The 19,557-nt window shown below is 67.9% G+C and carries 16 protein-coding genes and 2 pseudogenes; 8 read left to right on the forward strand and 10 right to left on the reverse strand.

What is annotated here, in order from left to right; all coding sequences use genetic code 11:
* Positions 1–4,295 (forward strand): amino acid adenylation domain-containing protein (locus AB0M45_RS30820; protein ID WP_364336418.1); only part of this gene is annotated, 4,295 nt, incomplete at its 5' end.
* Here the strand turns inward: AB0M45_RS30820 and AB0M45_RS30825 are convergent.
* The 3 genes from AB0M45_RS30825 to AB0M45_RS30835 all read right to left on the reverse strand — a co-directional run bounded on the left by AB0M45_RS30825 (position 4,285) and on the right by AB0M45_RS30835 (position 8,027).
* The gene (locus tag AB0M45_RS30825) at positions 4,285–5,421 is read right to left on the reverse strand and encodes an FAD-dependent oxidoreductase (protein WP_364336420.1); all 1,137 of its coding nucleotides are present in this window, start codon (positions 5,419–5,421) and stop codon (positions 4,285–4,287) included. The two genes, AB0M45_RS30820 and AB0M45_RS30825, sit on opposite strands and share 11 nt — an antisense overlap.
* Positions 5,422–5,496: 75 nt before the next feature.
* Complete coding sequence (locus AB0M45_RS30830) at positions 5,497–7,227, reverse strand: GAF domain-containing sensor histidine kinase (protein ID WP_364336422.1); 1,731 nt, start codon at positions 7,225–7,227, stop codon at positions 5,497–5,499.
* Between the two features lie 143 nt (positions 7,228–7,370).
* On the reverse strand, positions 7,371–8,027 hold the full coding sequence (locus AB0M45_RS30835; protein ID WP_364336424.1) for a response regulator transcription factor: 657 nt from the start codon (positions 8,025–8,027) through the stop codon (positions 7,371–7,373).
* A gap of 281 nt (positions 8,028–8,308) precedes the next feature.
* Between AB0M45_RS30835 and AB0M45_RS30840 the strand changes: the two genes are divergently transcribed.
* Genes AB0M45_RS30840 through AB0M45_RS30850 form a run of 3 tightly spaced genes read left to right on the forward strand, consistent with a single transcriptional unit; the run spans position 8,309 to position 11,323 of the window.
* On the forward strand, positions 8,309–9,328 hold the full coding sequence (locus AB0M45_RS30840) for an NAD(P)H nitroreductase (protein ID WP_364336426.1): 1,020 nt from the start codon (positions 8,309–8,311) through the stop codon (positions 9,326–9,328).
* Between the two features lie 5 nt (positions 9,329–9,333).
* Positions 9,334–9,933 (forward strand): hypothetical protein, encoded by a 600-nt coding sequence (locus tag AB0M45_RS30845; protein ID WP_364336428.1) that lies wholly within the window; start codon positions 9,334–9,336, stop codon positions 9,931–9,933.
* A gap of 22 nt (positions 9,934–9,955) precedes the next feature.
* Positions 9,956–11,323: a wax ester/triacylglycerol synthase family O-acyltransferase gene (locus AB0M45_RS30850; protein WP_364336430.1), complete on the forward strand. Its 1,368-nt coding sequence runs from the start codon at positions 9,956–9,958 to the stop codon at positions 11,321–11,323.
* 25 nt (positions 11,324–11,348) lie between these two features.
* On the opposite strand, the gene AB0M45_RS30855 is transcribed toward AB0M45_RS30850, so the two are convergent.
* From AB0M45_RS30855 to AB0M45_RS30865, 3 genes are all read right to left on the reverse strand, one after another.
* Positions 11,349–12,002, reverse strand: a complete 654-nt coding sequence (locus AB0M45_RS30855) for a DUF2267 domain-containing protein (RefSeq protein ID WP_364336432.1) — start codon at positions 12,000–12,002, stop codon at positions 11,349–11,351.
* An 11-nt stretch (positions 12,003–12,013) separates the two neighbouring features.
* Positions 12,014–12,199 (reverse strand): hypothetical protein, encoded by a 186-nt coding sequence (locus AB0M45_RS30860; RefSeq protein ID WP_364336434.1) that lies wholly within the window; start codon positions 12,197–12,199, stop codon positions 12,014–12,016.
* Between the two features lie 126 nt (positions 12,200–12,325).
* The gene (locus AB0M45_RS30865; protein ID WP_364336436.1) at positions 12,326–13,210 is read right to left on the reverse strand and encodes a DUF302 domain-containing protein; all 885 of its coding nucleotides are present in this window, start codon (positions 13,208–13,210) and stop codon (positions 12,326–12,328) included.
* A 196-nt stretch (positions 13,211–13,406) separates the two neighbouring features.
* Between AB0M45_RS30865 and AB0M45_RS30870 the strand changes: the two genes are divergently transcribed.
* Entirely contained in the window at positions 13,407–13,889 is a 483-nt protein-coding gene (locus AB0M45_RS30870; RefSeq protein WP_364336438.1) for an adenosine-specific kinase, read from the forward strand.
* Between the two features lie 77 nt (positions 13,890–13,966).
* Positions 13,967–14,119, forward strand: a pseudogene (locus tag AB0M45_RS30875) (ATP-binding cassette domain-containing protein); the annotation flags it as partial.
* A 134-nt stretch (positions 14,120–14,253) separates the two neighbouring features.
* Here the strand turns inward: AB0M45_RS30875 and AB0M45_RS30880 are convergent.
* From AB0M45_RS30880 to AB0M45_RS30895, 4 genes are read right to left on the reverse strand one after another with little or no spacing between them, the layout of a single operon-like run.
* A complete protein-coding gene (locus AB0M45_RS30880) occupies positions 14,254–15,258 on the reverse strand; it encodes a hypothetical protein (RefSeq protein ID WP_364336440.1) in 1,005 nt (334 codons plus the stop codon).
* Positions 15,255–15,494: a hypothetical protein gene (locus AB0M45_RS30885; protein ID WP_364336442.1), complete on the reverse strand. Its 240-nt coding sequence runs from the start codon at positions 15,492–15,494 to the stop codon at positions 15,255–15,257. Before AB0M45_RS30885 ends, AB0M45_RS30880 begins: the two co-directional genes overlap by 4 nt.
* Positions 15,495–15,542: 48 nt before the next feature.
* Positions 15,543–16,406, reverse strand: coding sequence for a universal stress protein (locus tag AB0M45_RS30890; protein WP_364336444.1), 864 nt, complete (start codon positions 16,404–16,406; stop codon positions 15,543–15,545).
* A complete protein-coding gene (locus tag AB0M45_RS30895) occupies positions 16,390–16,521 on the reverse strand; it encodes a hypothetical protein (protein WP_364336446.1) in 132 nt (43 codons plus the stop codon). The genes AB0M45_RS30890 and AB0M45_RS30895 overlap by 17 nt, the downstream gene beginning before the upstream one ends.
* A gap of 192 nt (positions 16,522–16,713) precedes the next feature.
* Between AB0M45_RS30895 and AB0M45_RS30900 the strand changes: the two are divergent.
* Both AB0M45_RS30900 and AB0M45_RS30905 read left to right on the forward strand, forming a co-directional pair.
* Positions 16,714–17,567: pseudogene (locus tag AB0M45_RS30900) on the forward strand (SulP family inorganic anion transporter).
* Between the two features lie 26 nt (positions 17,568–17,593).
* A complete protein-coding gene (locus tag AB0M45_RS30905; RefSeq protein WP_364336448.1) occupies positions 17,594–18,469 on the forward strand; it encodes a universal stress protein in 876 nt (291 codons plus the stop codon).
* Positions 18,470–19,557 lie beyond the last annotated feature (1,088 nt).

The raw sequence follows: 19,557 nt of genomic DNA on the forward strand, positions 1-19,557 counted from the left end.
TGTTCGCCGACCTGCTCGGTGTCGAGCGGGTCGGCGCCGAGGACGACTTCTTCGCCCTCGGCGGCAACTCACTCCTCGCAACCCGGGTGGTTGCCCGCGTCAACGAGGTACTGAACTCCCACGTCACGGTCCGTGACTTGTTCGAGGCGCCGCGGGTCGCCGCACTCGCCGCCCGGGTCGTTCCCGGCGGCGTGGATTCCCGTCCGCCACTGGTCCGTTCGATCCGGCCCGATCACATCCCGCTGTCGCTGGCACAACAGCGGATGTGGTTGCTCAACCGCATCGACCCGGACTCGCCCGCTTACAACATGCCCTTCGCCCTGCGGCTGACCGGCGCCCTCGACCTGCCCGCGCTGCGCTTGGCGGTCGCCGACGTGCTGGAACGCCACGAGGTGCTGCGCACGCGTTTCCCGGCCGACTCCGACGGGCTGCCGTATCAGGAGATCCTGCCGACCGACGCGGTACTGCCCGAGGGGCTGGTGGTCGAACACGACACCACCGACGTCACGGCCATGGTGACCGAGCTGATGTCCACCGGTTTCGACGTGACCGCGTCCGTACCTGTCCGGCTGCGGCTGTTCAGCTCCGGCGACGAACACCTGTTCGTCCTCGTGGTGCACCATATTTCCGCCGACGGGGCGTCGCTCGCGCCCCTGGCCCGCGATCTGGTGACCGCCTACCTCGCCCGCACCGACGGCGGTGCGCCGGACTGGTCGCCACTGCCGGTGCAGTACGCCGACTTCGCCCTCTGGCAGCACACCACCATCGGCACCGCGGCCGACGAGGATTCCGTTGCCGCACAGCAGCTGTCGTATTGGCGCGACCAACTGGCCGGTCTGGCCGGACCGCCGGAGCTGCCGATGGATCGCCCGCACCGGTCGACGCCGTCGATGCGCGGCGCGTCGACCACCGTCACCATTCCGGCGCATGTCCATGAACGACTAGGCCAGATCGCACGTGACCACAACGCGACGTTGTTCATGGCGGTCCACGCCGCCCTCGCGGCGCTGCTCGGGCGGCTGTCCGGCGGCACCGACATCGTGATCGGCACCCCCATCGCCGGTCGCGGCGAACGAGCTCTGGACGATCTGGTCGGGATGTTCGTCAACACACTCGCCCTGCGCGTCGCAGTCGATCCCGCGGCAACCTTCCACGACCTGGTCGACCGCTCCAGGAAGACGGCTCTTTCGGCATTCACCAACGCCGACATACCTTTCGAACGAGTCGTCGAGGAGATCGACCCGGCGCGCAACGGAGCGCACAACCCGCTGTTCAACGTGATGCTCTCGTTCCAGAACCTCGAGCAGCCCACGCTCGAGCTGCCGGATCTGACGGTCACCGCACTCGACAATGGCGCGATCACGGCCAAGTTCGATCTCCAGGTGATCGTCGAACCCCGGGTCGGCGAGGACGGTGACCATGCGGAGTTGGCCGTGACATTCACTTACGCCACGGATCTTTTCGACGAATCCACCGTTCAGGCCTTCGGTCGCCGCTTCGAACGCATCGTGGCCGCGGCGACGGGTAAGCCCTCGGTCCTGGTGTGGGACATCGACATTCTCGACGAAGGCGAGGTTGCGGATGTCCTTGCCGGTGGTCAGGCCGCTGCGCGATCAAGCCAGGTCAGCCCGGCGCAGTCGGGGATTCCAGGCACGTCCGCGCCTGCTGCGACACTGCCCGAGTTGGTCGGGGAGCAGGCGCTACGCAGACCGGATGCGGTGGCCATCCGATGCGGCGACGCGTCGCTGAGCTTCGACGGTTTGCACCGGCGCGCGAACCAGGTTGCCCGTGCACTGATCGCAGCTGGCGCCGGGCCGGAATCCCTTGTGGCCGTGTCCGTATCACGTAGCCAGGAGCTGCCGGTCGCCTTGCTGGGTGTGCTCATGGCCGGTGCGGCGTACCTGCCGATCGATCTGAGCTATCCGAGGCAGCGTGTGATGGGTGTGCTGGCGGATGCTGCTCCGGTATGTGTGTTGACCACGTCGGCGGAACGCTCGGCCCTGCCCGATATCGAGCTGCCGGTGGTGTTGCTGGAGCAGACGGGGGAGTTCGCCGACGATCCGGTGACCGACGCCGAGCGGGTGGCGCCGCTTCGGCCGGACAACCTCGCGTACGTCATCTATACCTCCGGCTCCACCGGAGTGCCGAAGGGTGTCGGGGTCACACACCGGAATGTGGTCGAGCTATTCGCTGACACGCAACCGTTGTTCGGGTTCGACGAGCGTGATGTGTGGACGTTGTTCCATTCCTTCGCGTTCGATTTCTCGGTGTGGGAGTTGTGGTGCGCGCTGACGACCGGCGGCAGTGTGGTGGTCGTCGATTACGCGACCTCGCGTTCACCGGAGCTGTTGCGCGAGTTGCTCATCCGGGAGAAGGTGACGGTGCTGAACCAGACCCCGTCGGCGTTCCGCCAACTCGTGGAGGCCGACCGAGGGGCTTCGGCCACGACCGGAGAATTCGCGCTGCGGTACATGATCTTCGGTGGCGAGGCGCTGGATCTGCGCCACCTGCGGAGCTGGTACGAGCGTCATCCCGCCGACGCGCCGCGGTTGGTGAATATGTACGGCATCACCGAGACCACCGTGCACGTGTCGTTCCTGCCGCTCGATGAACACGTGGTGGATAGTCCGACAAGCCTCATCGGCCGGGCACTGCCCGGGCTGGACACCCATGTGCTCGACATCCGCTTGCGTCCCGCACCTTTCGGCACTCCCGGTGAGATCTATGTCGACGGGAGTCAGCTGTCCCGCGGGTACTTGGGGCGGCCGGGTTTGACCGCGACGCGGTTCGTGGCGAATCCCTTCGGGCCGCCCGGGTCCCGGATGTACCGGTCGGGGGACATCGCGCGCTGGACCCGGTCCGGCGGTGAGCCCGGGCTGGCCTACAGCGGGCGGGGTGATCAGCAGGTGCAGTTGCGTGGTTTCCGGATCGAACTCGGGGAAGTCGAAGCGGCACTGCTGCGCTGCCCCGGCGTCAGCCAGGCCGTCGCGCTGGTCCGCACCGATGTCATACTCGGCGATCAACTCATCGGATACGTCCTGCCCAAGCCAGGTGCGCGGCCGGACCCGACCGAACTCCGCAACCAGGTCAGCGAGTTCCTGACCGGCTACATGGTTCCCGCCGCCATCGTCGTGATCGACACCATGCCGTTGACAGTCAACGGCAAACTCGACCGTCGTGCACTGCCCGCCCCGCAATTCCAGGAGCGGGAATTCCGCGCCCCCGCCACCCCCGTCGAGGAGATCGTGGCCGGGGCCTTCGCGGAGGTGCTGGGCGCCGACCGGTTCGGCATGGACGACAACTTCTTCGAGCACGGTGGGAACTCGCTGATCGCGGCGAAGCTGACCACTCGGCTGTCGAGTGTGTTGGGCACGAAGGTGCCGGTGATGCGGGTGTTCACCGCGCCAACTCCTGGTGAGTTGGTGGCGGATCTGGCGCGCCGGGCGGGCGGCGGCGGTGTGGAGACCGAGGCGGCGTTCGAGATGTTGTTGCCGCTGCGGCCGGGGGGTTCGGCCGCGCCACTGTTCTGCGTGCATCCGGTTTCCGGGATTTCCTGGTCTTATGCCGGGTTGGCCGCCTACCTCGATCCGGACCGGCCCCTCTACGGCCTGCAAACCCCGGTGCTGGCCACCGCTGAGGCGGTGATGCCGGAGTCGATCCAGGACTGGGCGGCCCGGTATATCGAACTGATCCGCCAGGTCCAACCGGAGGGCCCATACCACCTGCTGGGTTGGTCCTTCGGCGGTGTCATCGCGCACGAAATGGCGGTCCAGCTGCAGTGCGAGGACGAATCCGTGGCCCTTTTGGCGGTGATGGACAGCTACATGGCCGATCCGCCCGGCACGCCGACCAGCGACGCCGGTCAGGTGCCGGTGGCCGAGCTGATCGGCGGTCTGCTCGGTGAAGCGGCCGGGGATCTGGGCAACGTCGCCGAGGTGGATTGGTCCACGCTCCCGCAGATGTTCACCGAACTGCCCGAACCGTTCGCCTCCTTCGGCGCCGACCGGGTCACCCGGATCCTGGACGCGGCGGTGCACTCCGTGGCCCTGCGCACCGCGTACCGGCCGCCGGTGTACCGGGGTGATGTCATCTACTTCACCGCCGCCTTGGACGACCCGACCGGCTGCGTCGGCGCGTCGATCTGGAGTGAGATCGTCGACGGCACGGTGTACAACCACGCCGTATCGACGACGCATTGGCGGATGACCGTGGCATCCGGGCTGGCTGAGATCGCCGACGTGCTCACAAAGGCGTGGCGAGACGGCGAGGCGGAAGGCCGCGCGATCAGCGGCTGAACCAGCGGTCGAGCCGGGCGGCGGCCGAGTCGGCCTTCTCTCGCGCGAGCTCCGCCGAGGGCGCGGAAAACGGCGCCACCGGCGCCGGACCGGAGAGGAAATCGGCGTCGACTTTGCCGACCAGCCCGCCTCCGAACTCGATATGGCACACGCCCCGGCCCAGGTACTTCTCGGACGGCGTCGAGCCACGCAGCTTCGCTGCGATGCCCGCCGCGACCGTTCGGGCGGCGTCCTCGGCGAAGACGCCCGCGCGCGGGACCGGGGCATCGGCGCAGTCGCCTATGGCGTAGACGTCCGGATACGGCGTTTCGAGGGTGCGCGGGTCGACGGCGATCCAGCCGTCCGTCCCGCCCACGGTCAGCCCCGATGCTTCGACGACGGCCGGAACGCGGTGCTTCGGGATGCCGATGAACAGGTCGTAGGGGAGATCGCCGGTACGGGTGACCGCCATGTGCCGGTTCGGATCGAGGGCGTGGACTCGGTGCCCGGGGGAATATTCGATGTCGCGTCGGGTCAGCGCCTCGACGATGGCAGCGGAGGTGTCCGGCGACACCGGGATCGGCGAATCCATCGGGGTGATCACCCGCATGCGGGTGCGGTCGCGCACCCCGCGCCGGGTCAGCATCTCGTGCAGGAGCATCGCACCCTCATAGGGCGCGGGCGGGCACTTGAAAGGGACGCTCAGAATCGCGAGGATCACGTCCCCGCCGTCGAAACTGTCGAGCCGGTCCCGCAACCGGCAGGCGCCCTCGATCGAGTAGTACTCGTACCCGTCCTCGCCGAACCCCGGGGTCGCGGCGGGGTCGTAGTCGGCGCCGAGCGCGACGACGAGAATGTCCGGATCGTATTCGGATCGGTCGGTCACGACGTGACGGGTCCGCGGGTCGATCGCGGTGACCTCCTCTTGGCGGAACTCGACACCCGGATGGGCGAGGTCGGCGTACGGGACACGAACAGCCTCCGGCGGTACGTCCCGGAACAGGATCTCCAGCTTGGCGAAGCCGAAGGTGAAGGAATCGTTCCGGTCTACCAGGACGACTCTGACTTCGTCGGCCAGCGAACCCGACAGGCGGGCGGCCAACTCCAATCCCCCGAACCCGGCACCGAGAATGAGCACGGTTCGCATACGACCATTCTTCACCCGGGTACACCGCATCCGCGAGCGAACGAGTATGTTGCCCAGTGCTCGCCGAGCCGATGCTCAGCGCAGGGGGACCTTCCAGCACAATCGAGTCCCGGCCGTGTTTCCCTCCGGGCCGGTGCCGGAGCCGATCGTGAAGGTCCCGTCCAACTCCTCGGCGCGCCGGGCCAGGTTCGTCAAACCGCTGGGGGTGACATTCTCCGGTATTCCGCATCCGTCGTCCTCGACGAGGATCGTCAGGTCATCGGCGACCGCGATTTCGACCGAGACCGACTGGGCGCCGGAGTGCCGGACAGCGTTGCTGACCGCCTCCCGCACCACGGCTTCCGCGTGGTCGGCCAGCTCGGGCTCGATCACCGAGAGCGGGCCAGCGATGTGAACGGAGGTGCGGATCGGGCTGGCGTAGGTCTGCTGCCGGATCGCCTCCTCGATACGCTGCCGGAGTCGCGCGCTGTGGCCGTTGCCGCCGTGCAGATCGAAGATCGAGGTCCGGATCTCCTGGACGACGTCCTGCAGGTCGTTGATCGCCTCGGTAAGCCGTTCCCGCACTTCCGGCACGCGTGAGCGGGGCACGGTGCCCTGCAGGTTGAGGCCGACGGCGAACAGCCGCTGGATGACATGGTCGTGCAGGTCACGGGCGATGCGGTCGCGGTCGGACAGAATGTCCAGTTCACGCATGCGTCGTTGCGCGTCGGCCAATTGCATCGCCAGCGCCGCCTGGTTGGTGAAGGCCGCGGTCAACGCGAGGGTCTCGTCGTCGTACGGTGCCGACTCCACCGAACGCAGCGCTACCAGCACACCGACGGTGGAGTCGGATGTCTGCATGGGCAGGACCAGCGCCGGTCCCGCGTCCGGGAAGATCTTGCCGAGATCGGCGCGGCGTGAGTCGTCGAGGCGCTGTGGCGCACGCTGCCGGAACGCCTCGCCGATCGTGGCGTCTCCGAAGGGCAGCTTCCCCGGCCGCTGGCGCTCTTCGGTGCCCGCGACGTGCGTGATCAGCAGTTCGGTGATGTCGTCCGCCCCGCTCTCGGGGTCCGGGACGACAGCGAGAAACGCGCGCTCCGAGCGGGTGAGCCGGCGGGTCGCGTCGACGAGATGCGCCAAGACCTGGTTGGACGCGGTGCCCGCGAGGAATTCGGTCGTGATGTCGCGAGTGGCCTCGATCCAGGCCTGCCGGGTGCGCGCGGATTCGTAGAGGTGCGCGTTGTCGATGGCGATACCTGCCGCCGCCGCCAACGCTCGCACGATGACCTCGTCGTCCTCGGTGAACGGCTGGCCGTTGGCCTTCTCCGTCAGGTACAGGTTGCCGAAGACCTGGTCGCGAATGCGGACGGGGACGCCGAGGAAGGTGCGCATCGGCGGATGGTGCGCGGGGAACCCGACCGAGGACGGATGGTCCGCGAGGTTGTCCAGGCGGATCGGTTTGGGCTGGCTGAACAGCAGCCCGAGCACACCGTGGCCCTGAGGGAGATCACCGATCCGTTTCCTGGTCGGTGCATCGATGCCTTCGTAGATGAACTGGGTGAGTTGCTGGTCATGGCCGCGGACGCCGAGCGCGCCGTAGCGGGCGTCGACGAGCGAGGTGGCCGTATGCACGATCGTGCGCAGGGTGCGATCGAGGTCGAGGCCGGAGGTGACCGACAGCATCGCCTCGATCAGGCCGTCCATCCGATCGCGAGCGTCGATGATCTGCTCGATGCGATCCTTGACTTCGGCCAGCAGTTCCCGAAGCCGTAGCTGCGACAGCGTGTCGCGCACCGAGTAGGTATCGGTCAGCGCGTCATCGGTCATGTCGACTGCTCCGAGTCCCGGGCTGCGCATGGCAGGTGGCCATAGAACAAGATTATTTCACGCACTGCTCGAAGTGAACGTTCGGCAATTCGGACGCGGGCTCGCTTGCCGCGCGAGGGACGGCTCGGTGGGTGCAGCGAAGATCAGAAATCGGCGGTGGACCCGGATGACCGCGCGCGCAGTTTCGACGCGTAGACGGCTGCTTGGGTGCGCCGTTCCAGACCGAGCTTGGCCAGCAGCCGGGAGACGTAGTTCTTGACCGTCTTCTCCGCCAGGAACATGCGCTGTGCGATCTGCCGGTTGGTCAGTCCCTCACCGAGGAGGTCGAGCAGTTTGCGCTCCTGCTCGGTGAGTCCGGCCAAGGGGCCGTCTTGCTGGGTGTTCGCGCGCAGCCGTTGCATCAGGGCGGCGGCGGCGCGGTTGTCGAGCAGGGAGCGTCCTGCTCCGACTTCCTTGATGGCCTTCGCCAGCTCCATGCCTTTGATGTCCTTGACCACGTAGCCGCTGGCGCCCGCGAGGATGGCGTCGAGCATGGCTTGTTCGTCGGTGAACGAGGTGAGGATCAGGCACCGCAGATCGTCGAGTTTGGACAGCAGGTCGCGGCAGAGTTCGATGCCGTTGCCGTCCGGCAGGCGCACGTCGAGGACGGCGACGTCCGGCCGCAGCGCCGGGATGCGGGCGAGGGCCTGCGCGACATCGCCCGCCTCGCCGACGACCGACAGCTCCGGGTCCGCCGAGAGGAGATCGACCAGGCCGCGGCGGACTATCTCGTGGTCGTCGACCAGAAACACCGTGATCATCGTGGTGTCCAATCCGGGAAGAAGTGGTGGGGTCGAGACTACGCATGGCAGTGGCCCTCTTGGTAAGGACCAAGGTCCCCTTCCGGACCACCGCTCGTCACATCAGCGACCGGCAGCCCCGGCGTTTCGTGGCGGTGCCGCGGCGGTCGCCCCGTCCGCGTGGGCCGTTCCGTGGCCGGAGGGCCCCGCATTCGGTGACCTTCGACTGCTATCTGCGCCGCCGCATCGCGCGATGCTGAATGCAGGACCAAGCCGGTGTAGTCAGCTGGGAGGTGCATATCGTGGCTCAGTTCAACGCGCCCGCGATGTCGCGTGCACACCCCGACCGCGACACGCTTCACTCCGCGCTGGCTTCGGCGGTGCGGGCGCCATCGGTGCACAACACCCAGCCATGGTTGTGGCGAATCGGTGACAGCACCGTGCATCTCTATGCCGACGAGAGCCGATGGCTGCCGCACACCGACCCGGACGGTCGCGATCTGCTGCTGAGTTGTGGGGCGGCACTGCACCATCTGCGGGTCGCGGCGCGCGGACTCGGGTGGGAGACGGTGATCCATCGGCTGCCGGATCCGGCCGAGCCGCGGCATCTGGCTGTCGTCGAATTCCACGCCGCCACCACCACTCCCGAAGCGGTCCGGATGGCAGGAGCCATCCACCGGCGACACACCGATCGCCGGCGTTACGCCGCCCGGCCGGTGCCCGTCGCCTACGTCGAGACCGTCGCCGCCGGTGCGGGGCACGGAGTTCGCGCGCGCTGCATCGATGCCGAACCTGCTCGGACCCAGTTGCTGCGGGCATTCGAGCAGGCGGCCTGGGAACATACCCGCGACTTCTCCTACGGCCTGGAACTGGCCCAGTGGAGCGGCAGGCACAGCGCACCCGGGCGGCACGCGGTGCTGCTGGCCGCCGATCCGGCCGTGCGGCCGTTCTCGAATCCGGGGCTGCCGCAGACGGTTATCGGCGATGTCGACGCCGCCGACCGCCTGATCGTGCTCAGTACGCCCGGAGATGATCGCTTGTCGCGATTGCGGGCAGGCGAGGCGGCCAGCGCGGTGTTGCTGACCGCCACGACACTCGGTCTGGCCACGTGCCCGTTGACCGAACCGCTGGAGCTGACCGGCACCCGAAACCGGATCCGGACGAATGTTCTCGGCGAGAGCGGTTACCCGCACATCGTCGTCCGGATCGGATGGGCGGAAGAAGGGGCGGGCCCCGTGCCCGCCACTGCGCGCCGCCCGCTCGACGAAGTGCTGCATCCGCTGGACGCGGTCGTCTCCGACGCGGGTGCTCGAAAGAGGTGATCGAGGTGTCGCAGTATCCGTCGGCGGTGGTCCGTCTATGGCGATCACGGCCATGGAGCGTCAATCCGCTCATGCGCGCCTCGGACCGGTGGGAGGCACTGGTGCGACTGCTGGCCGCGGCGGTGGTACTGCTCGCCGTCCCGGTGGCGGGCGCGGCCGGGACGGCCGGTTACACGTCCGCGGTCGAGCGGATCCGCACCGAGAACGCGGAGAAAGTCGCGGTGACGGCCACCGTGGCGGGCGAACCGGTGCGGAGGGTGACGGCGGCCCGATACGAGGGCATCCAAGAACAGCGCGCAGCACCCGTGCACTGGACCCGCGGCGGCCGCGAACACAGCGCGACCGTGGAGGTTCCCGGTACGACCGAACTCGGCAGCCGTGTCACGGTTTGGCTCGGCCCGGACGAAACAGTGACCGCGCCGCCGCGGCCGTCTTCCGACGCGGCGTGGTCCGGAATACTGACCGGCTTGGCCACGCTGGCCGGGATAGGTTGTGCCGCAATAGCTCTGATGCTCACTACGAGCTGGCTGCTGGGCCGGATCCGCAGCGCGGCCTGGGAGTCCGAGTGGCGGCGAATGAGCAGGCCGATCGGCAAGGACACGTAGTGACGCACCCGGAGCATGCACGATGACAGAACTACGCCCCCTCGATTCGGGCTTCATCGAACTGGAGGACGCCGACCGTCATATCAGTCTCGGGATCGGCGCCGTGGCGCTCATTTCCGGAGCGCCACCGAGTAGAGACGAGCTCATCGGCGTGCTCGCCAGGGGCGTGAAACAGAATGTCCGCCTCCGGCAGAAGGTGCGCAGGGCGCCGCTCGACCTGACCACGCCGGTGTGGGAGGACGACCCGAATTTCGATCTCGCCCGCCACATCCGATGGACCGCGTTGCCCGCACCCGGCGACGAGTCGGCGCTGTGCGAACTCGTCGCCTCCGAACTGGAGGAGCGGCTCGATCGTGATCACCCGCTGTGGCAGTGCATGGTGGTCGAACACCTGGCCGGGGACCGGTGGGCGCTGATCGTCAAAGCGCATCACAGCCTGGTCGACGGCGTGTCGGGCATCTCTGTCTTCGAGAACCTCTGCGATCCGGTCGCGCCGGAGACCGACGAGGCCGCGCCCGAGTCCCGGGTCCGTACCGCGATGGAGTGGCTGGGCGTGGCTCGCCAAGGCATACGACTGCCGGTTATCGTGCCGCGATACCTCATAGGCGTGGCGCGCAGCCTGGCCCCCTTGGCTGTGGCCGCGGTTTCGCCGACCGCTCAGTGCTCCCTCAACGGCCCCATCGGACGGCAGCGCCGCTACGTTGTCGCACGGGCCGCGCTGCCGGAGGTCCGGGAGATCGGCAGGGCGTTCGGCGCCACCGTCAACGATGTCGTCTTGGCAGCCGTCGCCGCCGCGTACCGTGACCTTTTGCTCAGCCGGAACGAGCGGCCGACCCCCGACAAGTTGCGCATTCTCGTTCCGGTGTCGATGCGGTCCACGGAGGGGAAATACACGCTCGACAATCGCGTTTCGGCGATGCTGCCATTCCTGCCGGTCAATGTGGCCGATCCGGTCGAGCGCTTGGACGTTATTCGCGCCCGGATGACGAAGCACAAGTCGAGAGGTGAGGCCCGGGCCGAGAGTTCGATGCTCGAGCTGGCGGGGCGGTTGCCCTTCGCACCCATGGCTTGGGGCATTCGGCTGCTGGCGCGCTTTCCCCAGCGGAGTGTCGGCGCGCTCGCGACCAACGTGCCCGGCCCACGCCACCAACTCACCATCCGCGGGCGGAAGGTCCTGGAGTTGCTACCGGCCGTGCCGATCGCCATGCGGGTGCGCACCGCGATCGCGATCCTCAGTTACGCGGACCGCCTGACCTTCGGCATCACCGGAGACTACGACACCGCACCCGATATCGCCGTGATCGCCGACGGAATCGGGCGAGAGATCCAGCGACTACGGGAACACGCCGAGGTACGGCGGCTGCCCCGGCCCGAGGCGGCCAGGGAGTGAACACCGACCGCGACTCGGCCCGATCTCAGCGTGTGGACGCGGCGGAGCCGGTCAGCCCTTCGGCGAGCAGGATCCGATGGGCCTGCTGAGCCGCGGAGACCCGCGCGGCGTTGTGCGCCTCGCCGCCGAGCGGTTCCTCGAGGCCGCGAACCAGCGCCGCCACGGCGTCCGACAGCGCTCGCAGCCGGTTGTCGAAGTCGTCGAAGCGAGACGGTTCCGGTTGAGTGACAGCGGCCGCCGTCAACGTGCTGGCCAGGTCCGAACCGCGCAGGATGGACCGCAGATTCTCCGGCAGCAGCGCGAAGACGTGGTCGAGTTGCCCGGGGGAGAACAGATCGCTGAGCGAGTCGGTGACCGCGCCGGCGAGTGCGACCGCTTCGTCGCGCGAAACGCCTGCCTCGGCGGCGAACTGGCTGAGGAACGACTGCACATCGTGCCGGACGGGGACGTGAGCGGGAACCCAGCCCTCATAGAAGATCCCGCGCAACAGTTCGGGCAGCTGGGCGCTCAGGTGCGCCGCCGCACTGACGCCGATACGGTCACGCACCGAGTGCAGCCAGGCGCGCAGGGCCCGGTGCGCGAAGGGGCGGTCCTCGGTGCCGAGTCCGTCGGCGACAGCGCGCAGCCACTCGTGTGCGGTGTGGACCGCGGGGGCGAGGGGATCACGGTGATAACTCATGGGTTCGCCTTTCACGGATGAGTCGAGATGGAGGGTGCCGTCGGCAGCCGCAGACTCTCGGCGATGGTCTCCGTCCAGCCGCCGAGCGCCGCACCGGGCCCGACGCTGAACAACCAGACGTCGCGGCCGGTGAGTTCGTCGCGGTGGGCGCACGTAGTCGACGGCGGCGGGTAGGAGATCCATGGCCTGCACGGCATATCGAAGAGCTTGCTCGCGTCTGTTCGGTCGGGTGAGAGGCCTCGTGCCCGTGCCGGTGGGACCATCGTCACCGCTGGTCACGCCGCGCGACTCCGCTGAGCACCGGTTCGGCGTAACGGGGTCGGTCACGCCGACGCCTGCGCCGAATCGCGGAGACTCTCCAGCGCGGCGGTGAGTAACCGACGCGCATCCACGGCGACCGGGCGCAACGCCGGCTGCGTGGTCACGCGCACCAGCAGCTCGGGATCGGTGGCCTCGACCAGCGTGCCGGTGTCGACGGAACGCACCACCACCGTGCAGGACAGCAGCAGCGCGGCCTGGCGGTCCGCGGTCAGCGCGCGATAGGTGAGCCGGGGATCGCAGACACCGAGGAGCAGGTAGTTCTCGATCTGCTCGCCGATCTGCTCGCGCAGTGTGGCCTGAACGTCGACATCGGCGATCACGCTGAGCCCGTGATGTCGCAGGGCGTCCCGGGTGCGGCGCACGGCTACGTCGAACGGCGCGTCGAGATGTATGGCCATGGCCGGTGCCGGAGCCACCGGCAAACGGATCTCCGTGAGCAGCATCCGCGGATCGGCCACTTCGTCGGGACCGATCAAGTACGCCTCGGTCGGCGGGCCGGTCGTCCGATAGCCGGAGTTGTGCAGCCATGCCCGCAACGCCGTATAGGCCGCGCCGAGATCGCGGTAGCTGCCGCGGTGGCAGGTGCGGGCGACGAGCGTTCCCGGAACCACGACCACTTCCGCCCCGGAACTCGGGCCGAGCTTGGGCGCTGGTTCCACCGGTACGCCGAAATCCACCGCGATCGCCTCGTCGGCGGGCAGCTCTTGGTGAAATGTGATCGTCGGCGCGCCGCTGGCGGTCAATCCGGCGCGTTGGGCGATCTCGGTCAGTTCCCGCATTCCGTCGACGATGTCCTCGCCGAGCAGATTCGGGTTCGGACGAATCTCCCGTGGCACCCGCAGCACCGTCTCGGGTGCCGACTCCACCAGGGCCACCCGGTACTCCATCGAAGCCTCCTCGGTCTCGTGTGATGAGCGTGCGCCGCGCCGGTTGCCACTGCACAGGGGCGAAGGTCCCGCGATGGTGGGCATTACCGCCGTGCCGGGTGCGAGCAGCCGCCGGGCGCCGCCAGAGCCGAAGATCCCGTGCCGCTGGGACCAATTGCCCTGACGGACACGACGCGCCCAGTCGCACGATGTTCGGATGGAGTTGACTGCGGTGCGCATCGACAAACCGGACGATCTCAACGTGATCATCGGGCAGTCCCACTTCATCAAGACCGTGGAAGACCTGCACGAGGCACTGGTGGGGATCGGTCCGCATCTGCGCTTCGGGCTGGCGTTCTGCGAGGCATCCGGGCCGCGGCTGGTCCGTCGCTCCGGCAACGACGATGATCTGGTCGAGCTCGCCACGAAGAACGCCGTCGCGGTCGGCGCGGGACACTCGTTCATCGTGTTCCTGCGCGAGGGATACCCGGTCAATGTGCTCAATGCGGTGCGGCACGTTCCCGAGGTGTGCGGGATATTCTGTGCCACCGCCAATTCGGTCGAGGTGCTGATCGCGGAGACCGAGCTGGGCAGGGGCATAGTCGGTGTGATCGACGGCGCGTCCCCGCTGGGGGTGGAAAGCGCGGACGACGAGGAAGACCGCAGGCAGCTGCTCCGCCGGATCGGCTACAAGCTGTAGCAGAAGCGCCGCCGGTTGCACCGCACGCTGGTACCGAACTCGCGGGGACGGCGGAGTGGGAACAGAGGAATGCCGCGATGGCCGAGCCCGCGATCTCCATCGCCGGTCTGACGAAATCCTTCGGCGCCGCGCGGGCGCTCGACGGTCTGGAGCTGACCGTGCACACCGGTGCGATACACGGATTTCTCGGTCCGAACGGCTCAGGCAAGACAACGACGATCCGGGTGCTGCCCCCCGCGAACGCCATTCGAAACCATCACCGCCGCACCGATTCTCGCGATCATCGCGATAGCGGCGGCGGGCCTGGCGGTCGGTCTGGCCGGATTCCGCCGCCGTGATGCGGGGTACTGATCCCGGTCTCGACTCAGTGGTTGTTGAGGACGGTGAGAATATCGGTGAGTGGTCGGCGAGGGGTGGGTGGGATCATCTCGCTGTCCTCGGGCGCGGTTCCGACGCGGATCACCACCTGCGGCGTGGCTGGGCGGGGGATCAAGCCGGTCAGCAGCCTCCGGCCGGTCGGAAGTTCGGTGATATGGGTCAGCGCGCAGGTCGCCAGTCCGGCCGCGGTGCATTCCAGCAGTACGGCTGACAGTGCCTCGCCGGTATGCAGCCAGCGGGTGACCGAGTCGCCGCCGGTACTCAGCACCACCAGCCGCGCGCGGTCTTCGAGCTGCGCGCGGCGCGTCGAGTGCGGGGCGGAGGGAAAGACGCGTCCGACACCGACGCGCGCGAACTCTGCGTCCGACACCAGCGCGGACGGCGGCACGCCTTCAGCGGTGTCCGGATGCCCGGCCCACCATTCCAATTCGGTCTGATACAGCAGGTCGTTGCCGCGTAGGGCACCGGTCTGGCTGGACGCGGCGGCCAGGCGTGGCCGGGCGCTTTCGTCGAGCACATCGAGTTCGACCTCGTGGGGTGAGCTGAGCATGCGTATCCGGGGCAGGATGTCGGCGAACCCCTCCGGTTCGTCCAAGGGCAGCCGGTCGGTGCGCCGCTGGTCGATGGCGAGCGCGCGAGGGTGGACTCCCTCGGGTGGGTCCGGCCACGGCCGGAACTCGATCGTCGCGAGATGATCGGGCCGCTGCGGGTTGGGTATGCGTACCGTGTCGGTGTGCCAGCCCCGGTCGGCGAAGACGGTGCGAACGTGGTGCAGCATGGTGCCGCAGCTGATCACCAGCTGGCGGCCGAGCGGGTCGGTCGAGGTCAGCAGCCGGTCGGCGTCGGTGTGCAGGTGCAGGCGGGTGCCGTCCAGGATCCAGCGCCATGGCTGGGTGTTGTGCACCGACGGCGCACGGGCGGCCAGGCGTAGCGCCGCCAGAATCGTCGGGTGATCGGGTACCGGGATGGCCGGCGCGTCATTGGCGGTCATATTTCGAGTGTTCTCGGTGCGTGGACGTGCGTATACGGGCCTTCCGCCTGGGCGAAAGGGTCCTTGGTCACTTCGGGCGGCCGGTGTTCCCAGCCGCGTCGCTCGGCACGGCTTTCGATGCCGCGCAACATCTTCCGTTCCATCACCAGGCTTCCCGGTTCCATCACGAGCAGGGTGACCAGGCGGGGAGCGACGTCGCCGACATGCGGGACGGCACCACCACGGAGGGGATTCACCGCGGTGTGATGGCCGGCAGTATCGACCTTCTGCAACCCCTGCCGGGATCAGCTCGCCGACCTGGCGATGATCACCGGTACTTTCGCCCCGTGCAGCACGGCCTGGCTGACCGAGCCGAGGGTCATCCCGGCGAAACCGCCACGCCCGTGGCTGCCGACGACGATCAGTTGCGCATTCTCACCCTCGTCGAGCAGTCGCTTGGCGGGGCGATCTTCGACGACGACGCGCCGCACCCGCACCTCCGGATACCTCTCGGCGTACCCGGCCAGGCTCTGGGAGAGCAATTCCTCGGCCTCTTCCCGCATTTCGGCCCGCGAGATGTAGCGGAAGAACTCCGACCAGGTGTGCACCGCGACCAGCTCGGCGCCGCGGTGCGCGGCCTCGTCGAACGCGATCCCGATGGCGTCGGCGCTGCACCGCGAGCCGTCGACGCCGACAACCACCGGTCCGTCGAAGCCATCGGCCTTCTCCGGGACAACCGTGACCGGGCATACGGCGTGCCGGGCCAGCGCCGTGCCCACCGAGCCCAGAATGCTGCGGTTGAAGACGCCGAGCCCGTGGGTGCCGATGACGAGCAGGCGTGCGGTCTTGGATCGGTCGCGCAGGACCGGAATCGGTGGCGCCTCCACAAGATCGGTAGTGATGTCCAGCTCGCCGACCGGGGCGCTGGTCGCCGCGGCGGATGCGCGGGCGGCGTCGAGCGCTTCCCGGCCCTCCTGCTGGTACCTGTCGTAGTCGAACTGGGGCACCCCGATGCCGGGTCCGAAGTCGATCGGGGCGCCGATCGCGTAGACGATGTGCAGCGGAACGCGCCGGTTGGCCGCATAGGTAGCGGCCCAGCGCACGGCGGCGAGCGCGGTCAGCGAGCCGTCGACGCCGACGAGGACGGGGGGATTACTGCTGGCGAACATGTGTTTTCGCTTTCTGTTGGTCCTCGTGGGCGACCATGGCAGGTCCGTGCGCGACGGCTTCCGCGACGAGGGCGGTATTGCCGACCATCGACTCTTGGCCAACTCGTGCGCGCATGACCTTCTCCTCCGCGCGGTGCGCGGTGCGCGGTGAGACCGGAGGATTACGACGCTACGGCGGCGGGAAACGAGCGCACAGGGCCCAACCGACGCTTGCCGTGGGACCTTCGCCCCGTCGCCGTACTGCCGATTGCCGGACCGAGTCCGAGTTCGGCCGCCGTCTCGGCGGCCAGTAGGCGATGCTGGAACGGTGCTGGCACGTTCGGTCCCGGGAATCCGGCAATTCGAGGGTTACCAGCGGGCATGGCTGCGGTCGGACCTGCTCGCCGGCGTCACTGTGGCCGCGTATCTCATTCCGCAGGTCATGGCCTACGCGACCGTCGCGGGACTGCCGCCGGTGGCGGGATTGTGGGCGACGTTGGGCCCGCTGGCGATCTACACCCTGCTGGCGACATCGCGACAGCTCTCGGTAGGACCGGAGTCGACCACCGCGCTGCTCACCGCCGTCGCGCTGGCTCCGCTCGCGCTGGGCGACCCCGGTCGGTACGCCGCACTGGCGGCGGTGCTCGCGCTGCTGGTCGGCGCGCTGTGTCTGGCCGGTGCGGCCGCCCGGTTGGGTGTGCTGGCGGATCTGCTGTCGAAACCGGTTCTGGTCGGGTACCTGGCGGGTACTGCCGGGATCATGATCGTGAGCCAGCTCGAGTCGGTGACCGGGGTGCCGGTCGACGGCGAATCCAGGCTCGCGGAACTGCGGTCGTTCATCGAGAAAGCTATGACGCCCCGCTGTGCTTCGCCAACGCCGAGGATTTCCGCCGGCGGGCGCTGGCGGCGGTGGACTCCTGGAGCCGTCGCGGAGAAACTCCCGTGCGGTGGTTCGTGCTCAACGCCGAAGCGAACGTGGAAGTCGACCTGACCGCGCTGGACGCGGTCGAACAACTCCGGGCCGAACTGTCCGAGCGCGGGATCGTCTTCGCGATGGCGCGCGTCAAACAGGATTTACGCGACAACCTGGACGCTTCGGGGCTGACGGCGAAGATCGGCGAGGCGCACCTGTACCCGACGCTGCCAACCGCGGTCGCGGCCTACCACGCGGACATGCCATGAATGTCACCGAAACCGCCTCGCACTCAATGGCAGTCACCTTTCCCATCCTCGCGGCCGTGGACGGCTCGCCCAGCTCGTATCAAGCGGTCTCGTGGGCGGCCGTCGAAGCCGCCTTGCATCACCGCGCGCTGCACATCGTCACCTCGATGGCGATCCGGACCCGTTTCGGGCCGGGCATATCGCTGGGGGAGTCCGACTTGGAGTGGTTGCGCGACGACGGCGAACGCATCCTCACCGAGGCCACGCGCGTGGCGCGGACGGCCGCCCCCGGCGAGGAACCTGCCATCACCACCGAGCTGACCTTCGAACTGATCATCCCGCTGCTCATCGAGCGGTCGGCGCGGGCGCGGATGCTGGTGGTCGGCAGCCGCGGACTCGGCGCTTTCCAGCGGGGCCTGCTCGGTTCGGTGAGTACCGCGACAACACACCACGCGCACTGCCCGGCAGCGGTAATCCATGGCACCGCCGCGATCGACGCCGTAACGGCCCGGCATCCGGTACTCGTCGGCGTCGACGGAACCAGCAACAGTGTCCCCGCGATCGAGCTCGCGTTCGAGGAGGCGTCTCGGCGGAAAGTCGACGTGGTTGCCCTGCACGCCTGGAGCGACAGCAGCGGACTGGACGTGCCGGTCCGCGGATGGGACGGCGCGCGTGAATCCGCGCAGGCGGTGCTCGCCGAGAGCCTCGCGGGCTGGACCGATCGCTATCCGGACGTCGCCGTGCGGCGCATCCTCACGGCGGACCGTCCAGCGCGATCCCTGCTTGATCAGTCGGCGAACGCGCAGCTGGTGGTGGTCGGCACGCACGGTCGAGGTGGATTCGCCAGCATGGTGCTCGGGTCGACGAGCAATGCGCTGCTGCACTCGGTGGAGGTGCCCATGCTGGTGGTTCGTTCGCGGTGACCATGGAACCCTCAGGTCGACCTGGGGGGGTGCCCCCTCCCGCGAAACGCCTCGCCGATTTCGGCGAATTATTGTCCGGAGAACTCTTGCCGCACGTATCGGATGCGATCGGCGCATCCTGATCGATGGCCGAGATACCTTGCGGGTATTACTCGTTGCATCATGGCCGACGCTCGATCTGGCTGACATGCTGCTCATTTTCCGTCGCCAGGGCGCTCTCAACGTCGGCTGTTGATGGGCTGGTCCACCAAGTCTCATCGGTGACTGGGCGGCGCCGCCCCGGTTCCCGTTCTCGACCAGCGTATGCGCGCCCGGTGGACCGGGGTTGATCGCGGATACCGCTGCGGCACAAGCCCTACCGCGTCCGGGATCCGGGTAGGCCGGTGACACTGTCGATCGCGTGCGCTCGAAAAGGCAATTCGATAAACCGGGCGTGCCATTATCGAAAACTATTGCTACGGACTAAGACTTTCCCACACACCGTCGATACCGTGTCGAGGAATGGAGCCGAAATCGGGAAGCGCCGGATAGGAACGGAAAACGACTTTCCATCCGGATCGTACGAATCAATCGTAGTTGCCAGCCTATTGCCATAGGCGGCACTATGCACGCCTTATCGCAGCAGGGCGTGTCGGAGTGCGGCACCGCGGCGTGCAGACCGATCGGTACCGATTCCCCGAGGCGGAGGCCGCCCATCCGGGGCCGGTTTCGATCCGAACGTAGGATGTACCATCCCCGATCACCGGGTTGACCACGGTAGATCTGCTTGTATCACGGCCGGTGCCGAGAACGATATGGATGCGGCACGGTCGAGTCGAGCGGATGCGTCGCGGTCACCCCGCTCGAATCGACATCGAAACGCCCGGCTCGCACACGAAGTTGGGCGGTCGATATGACTACACTGAGCCAGACTGCTGCCAGATAGCTTGTACCACCTGATAGTTCCTGCTTCACCGCATGTTCAAAAGTCTTGTTTTCAGATTTTGAGGCGTGAGAAATGCCGATGAACGGGAGGTGTGGGAGTCGCCGTAGAAGTCTCCGCGGGGCCCGGTTGGGATTCCGGGCGCGCATGGATCGAGCTGTACGCG

The organism is Nocardia sp. NPDC051787 (assembly GCF_040681325.1).
Lineage (GTDB): Bacteria > Actinomycetota > Actinomycetes > Mycobacteriales > Mycobacteriaceae > Nocardia.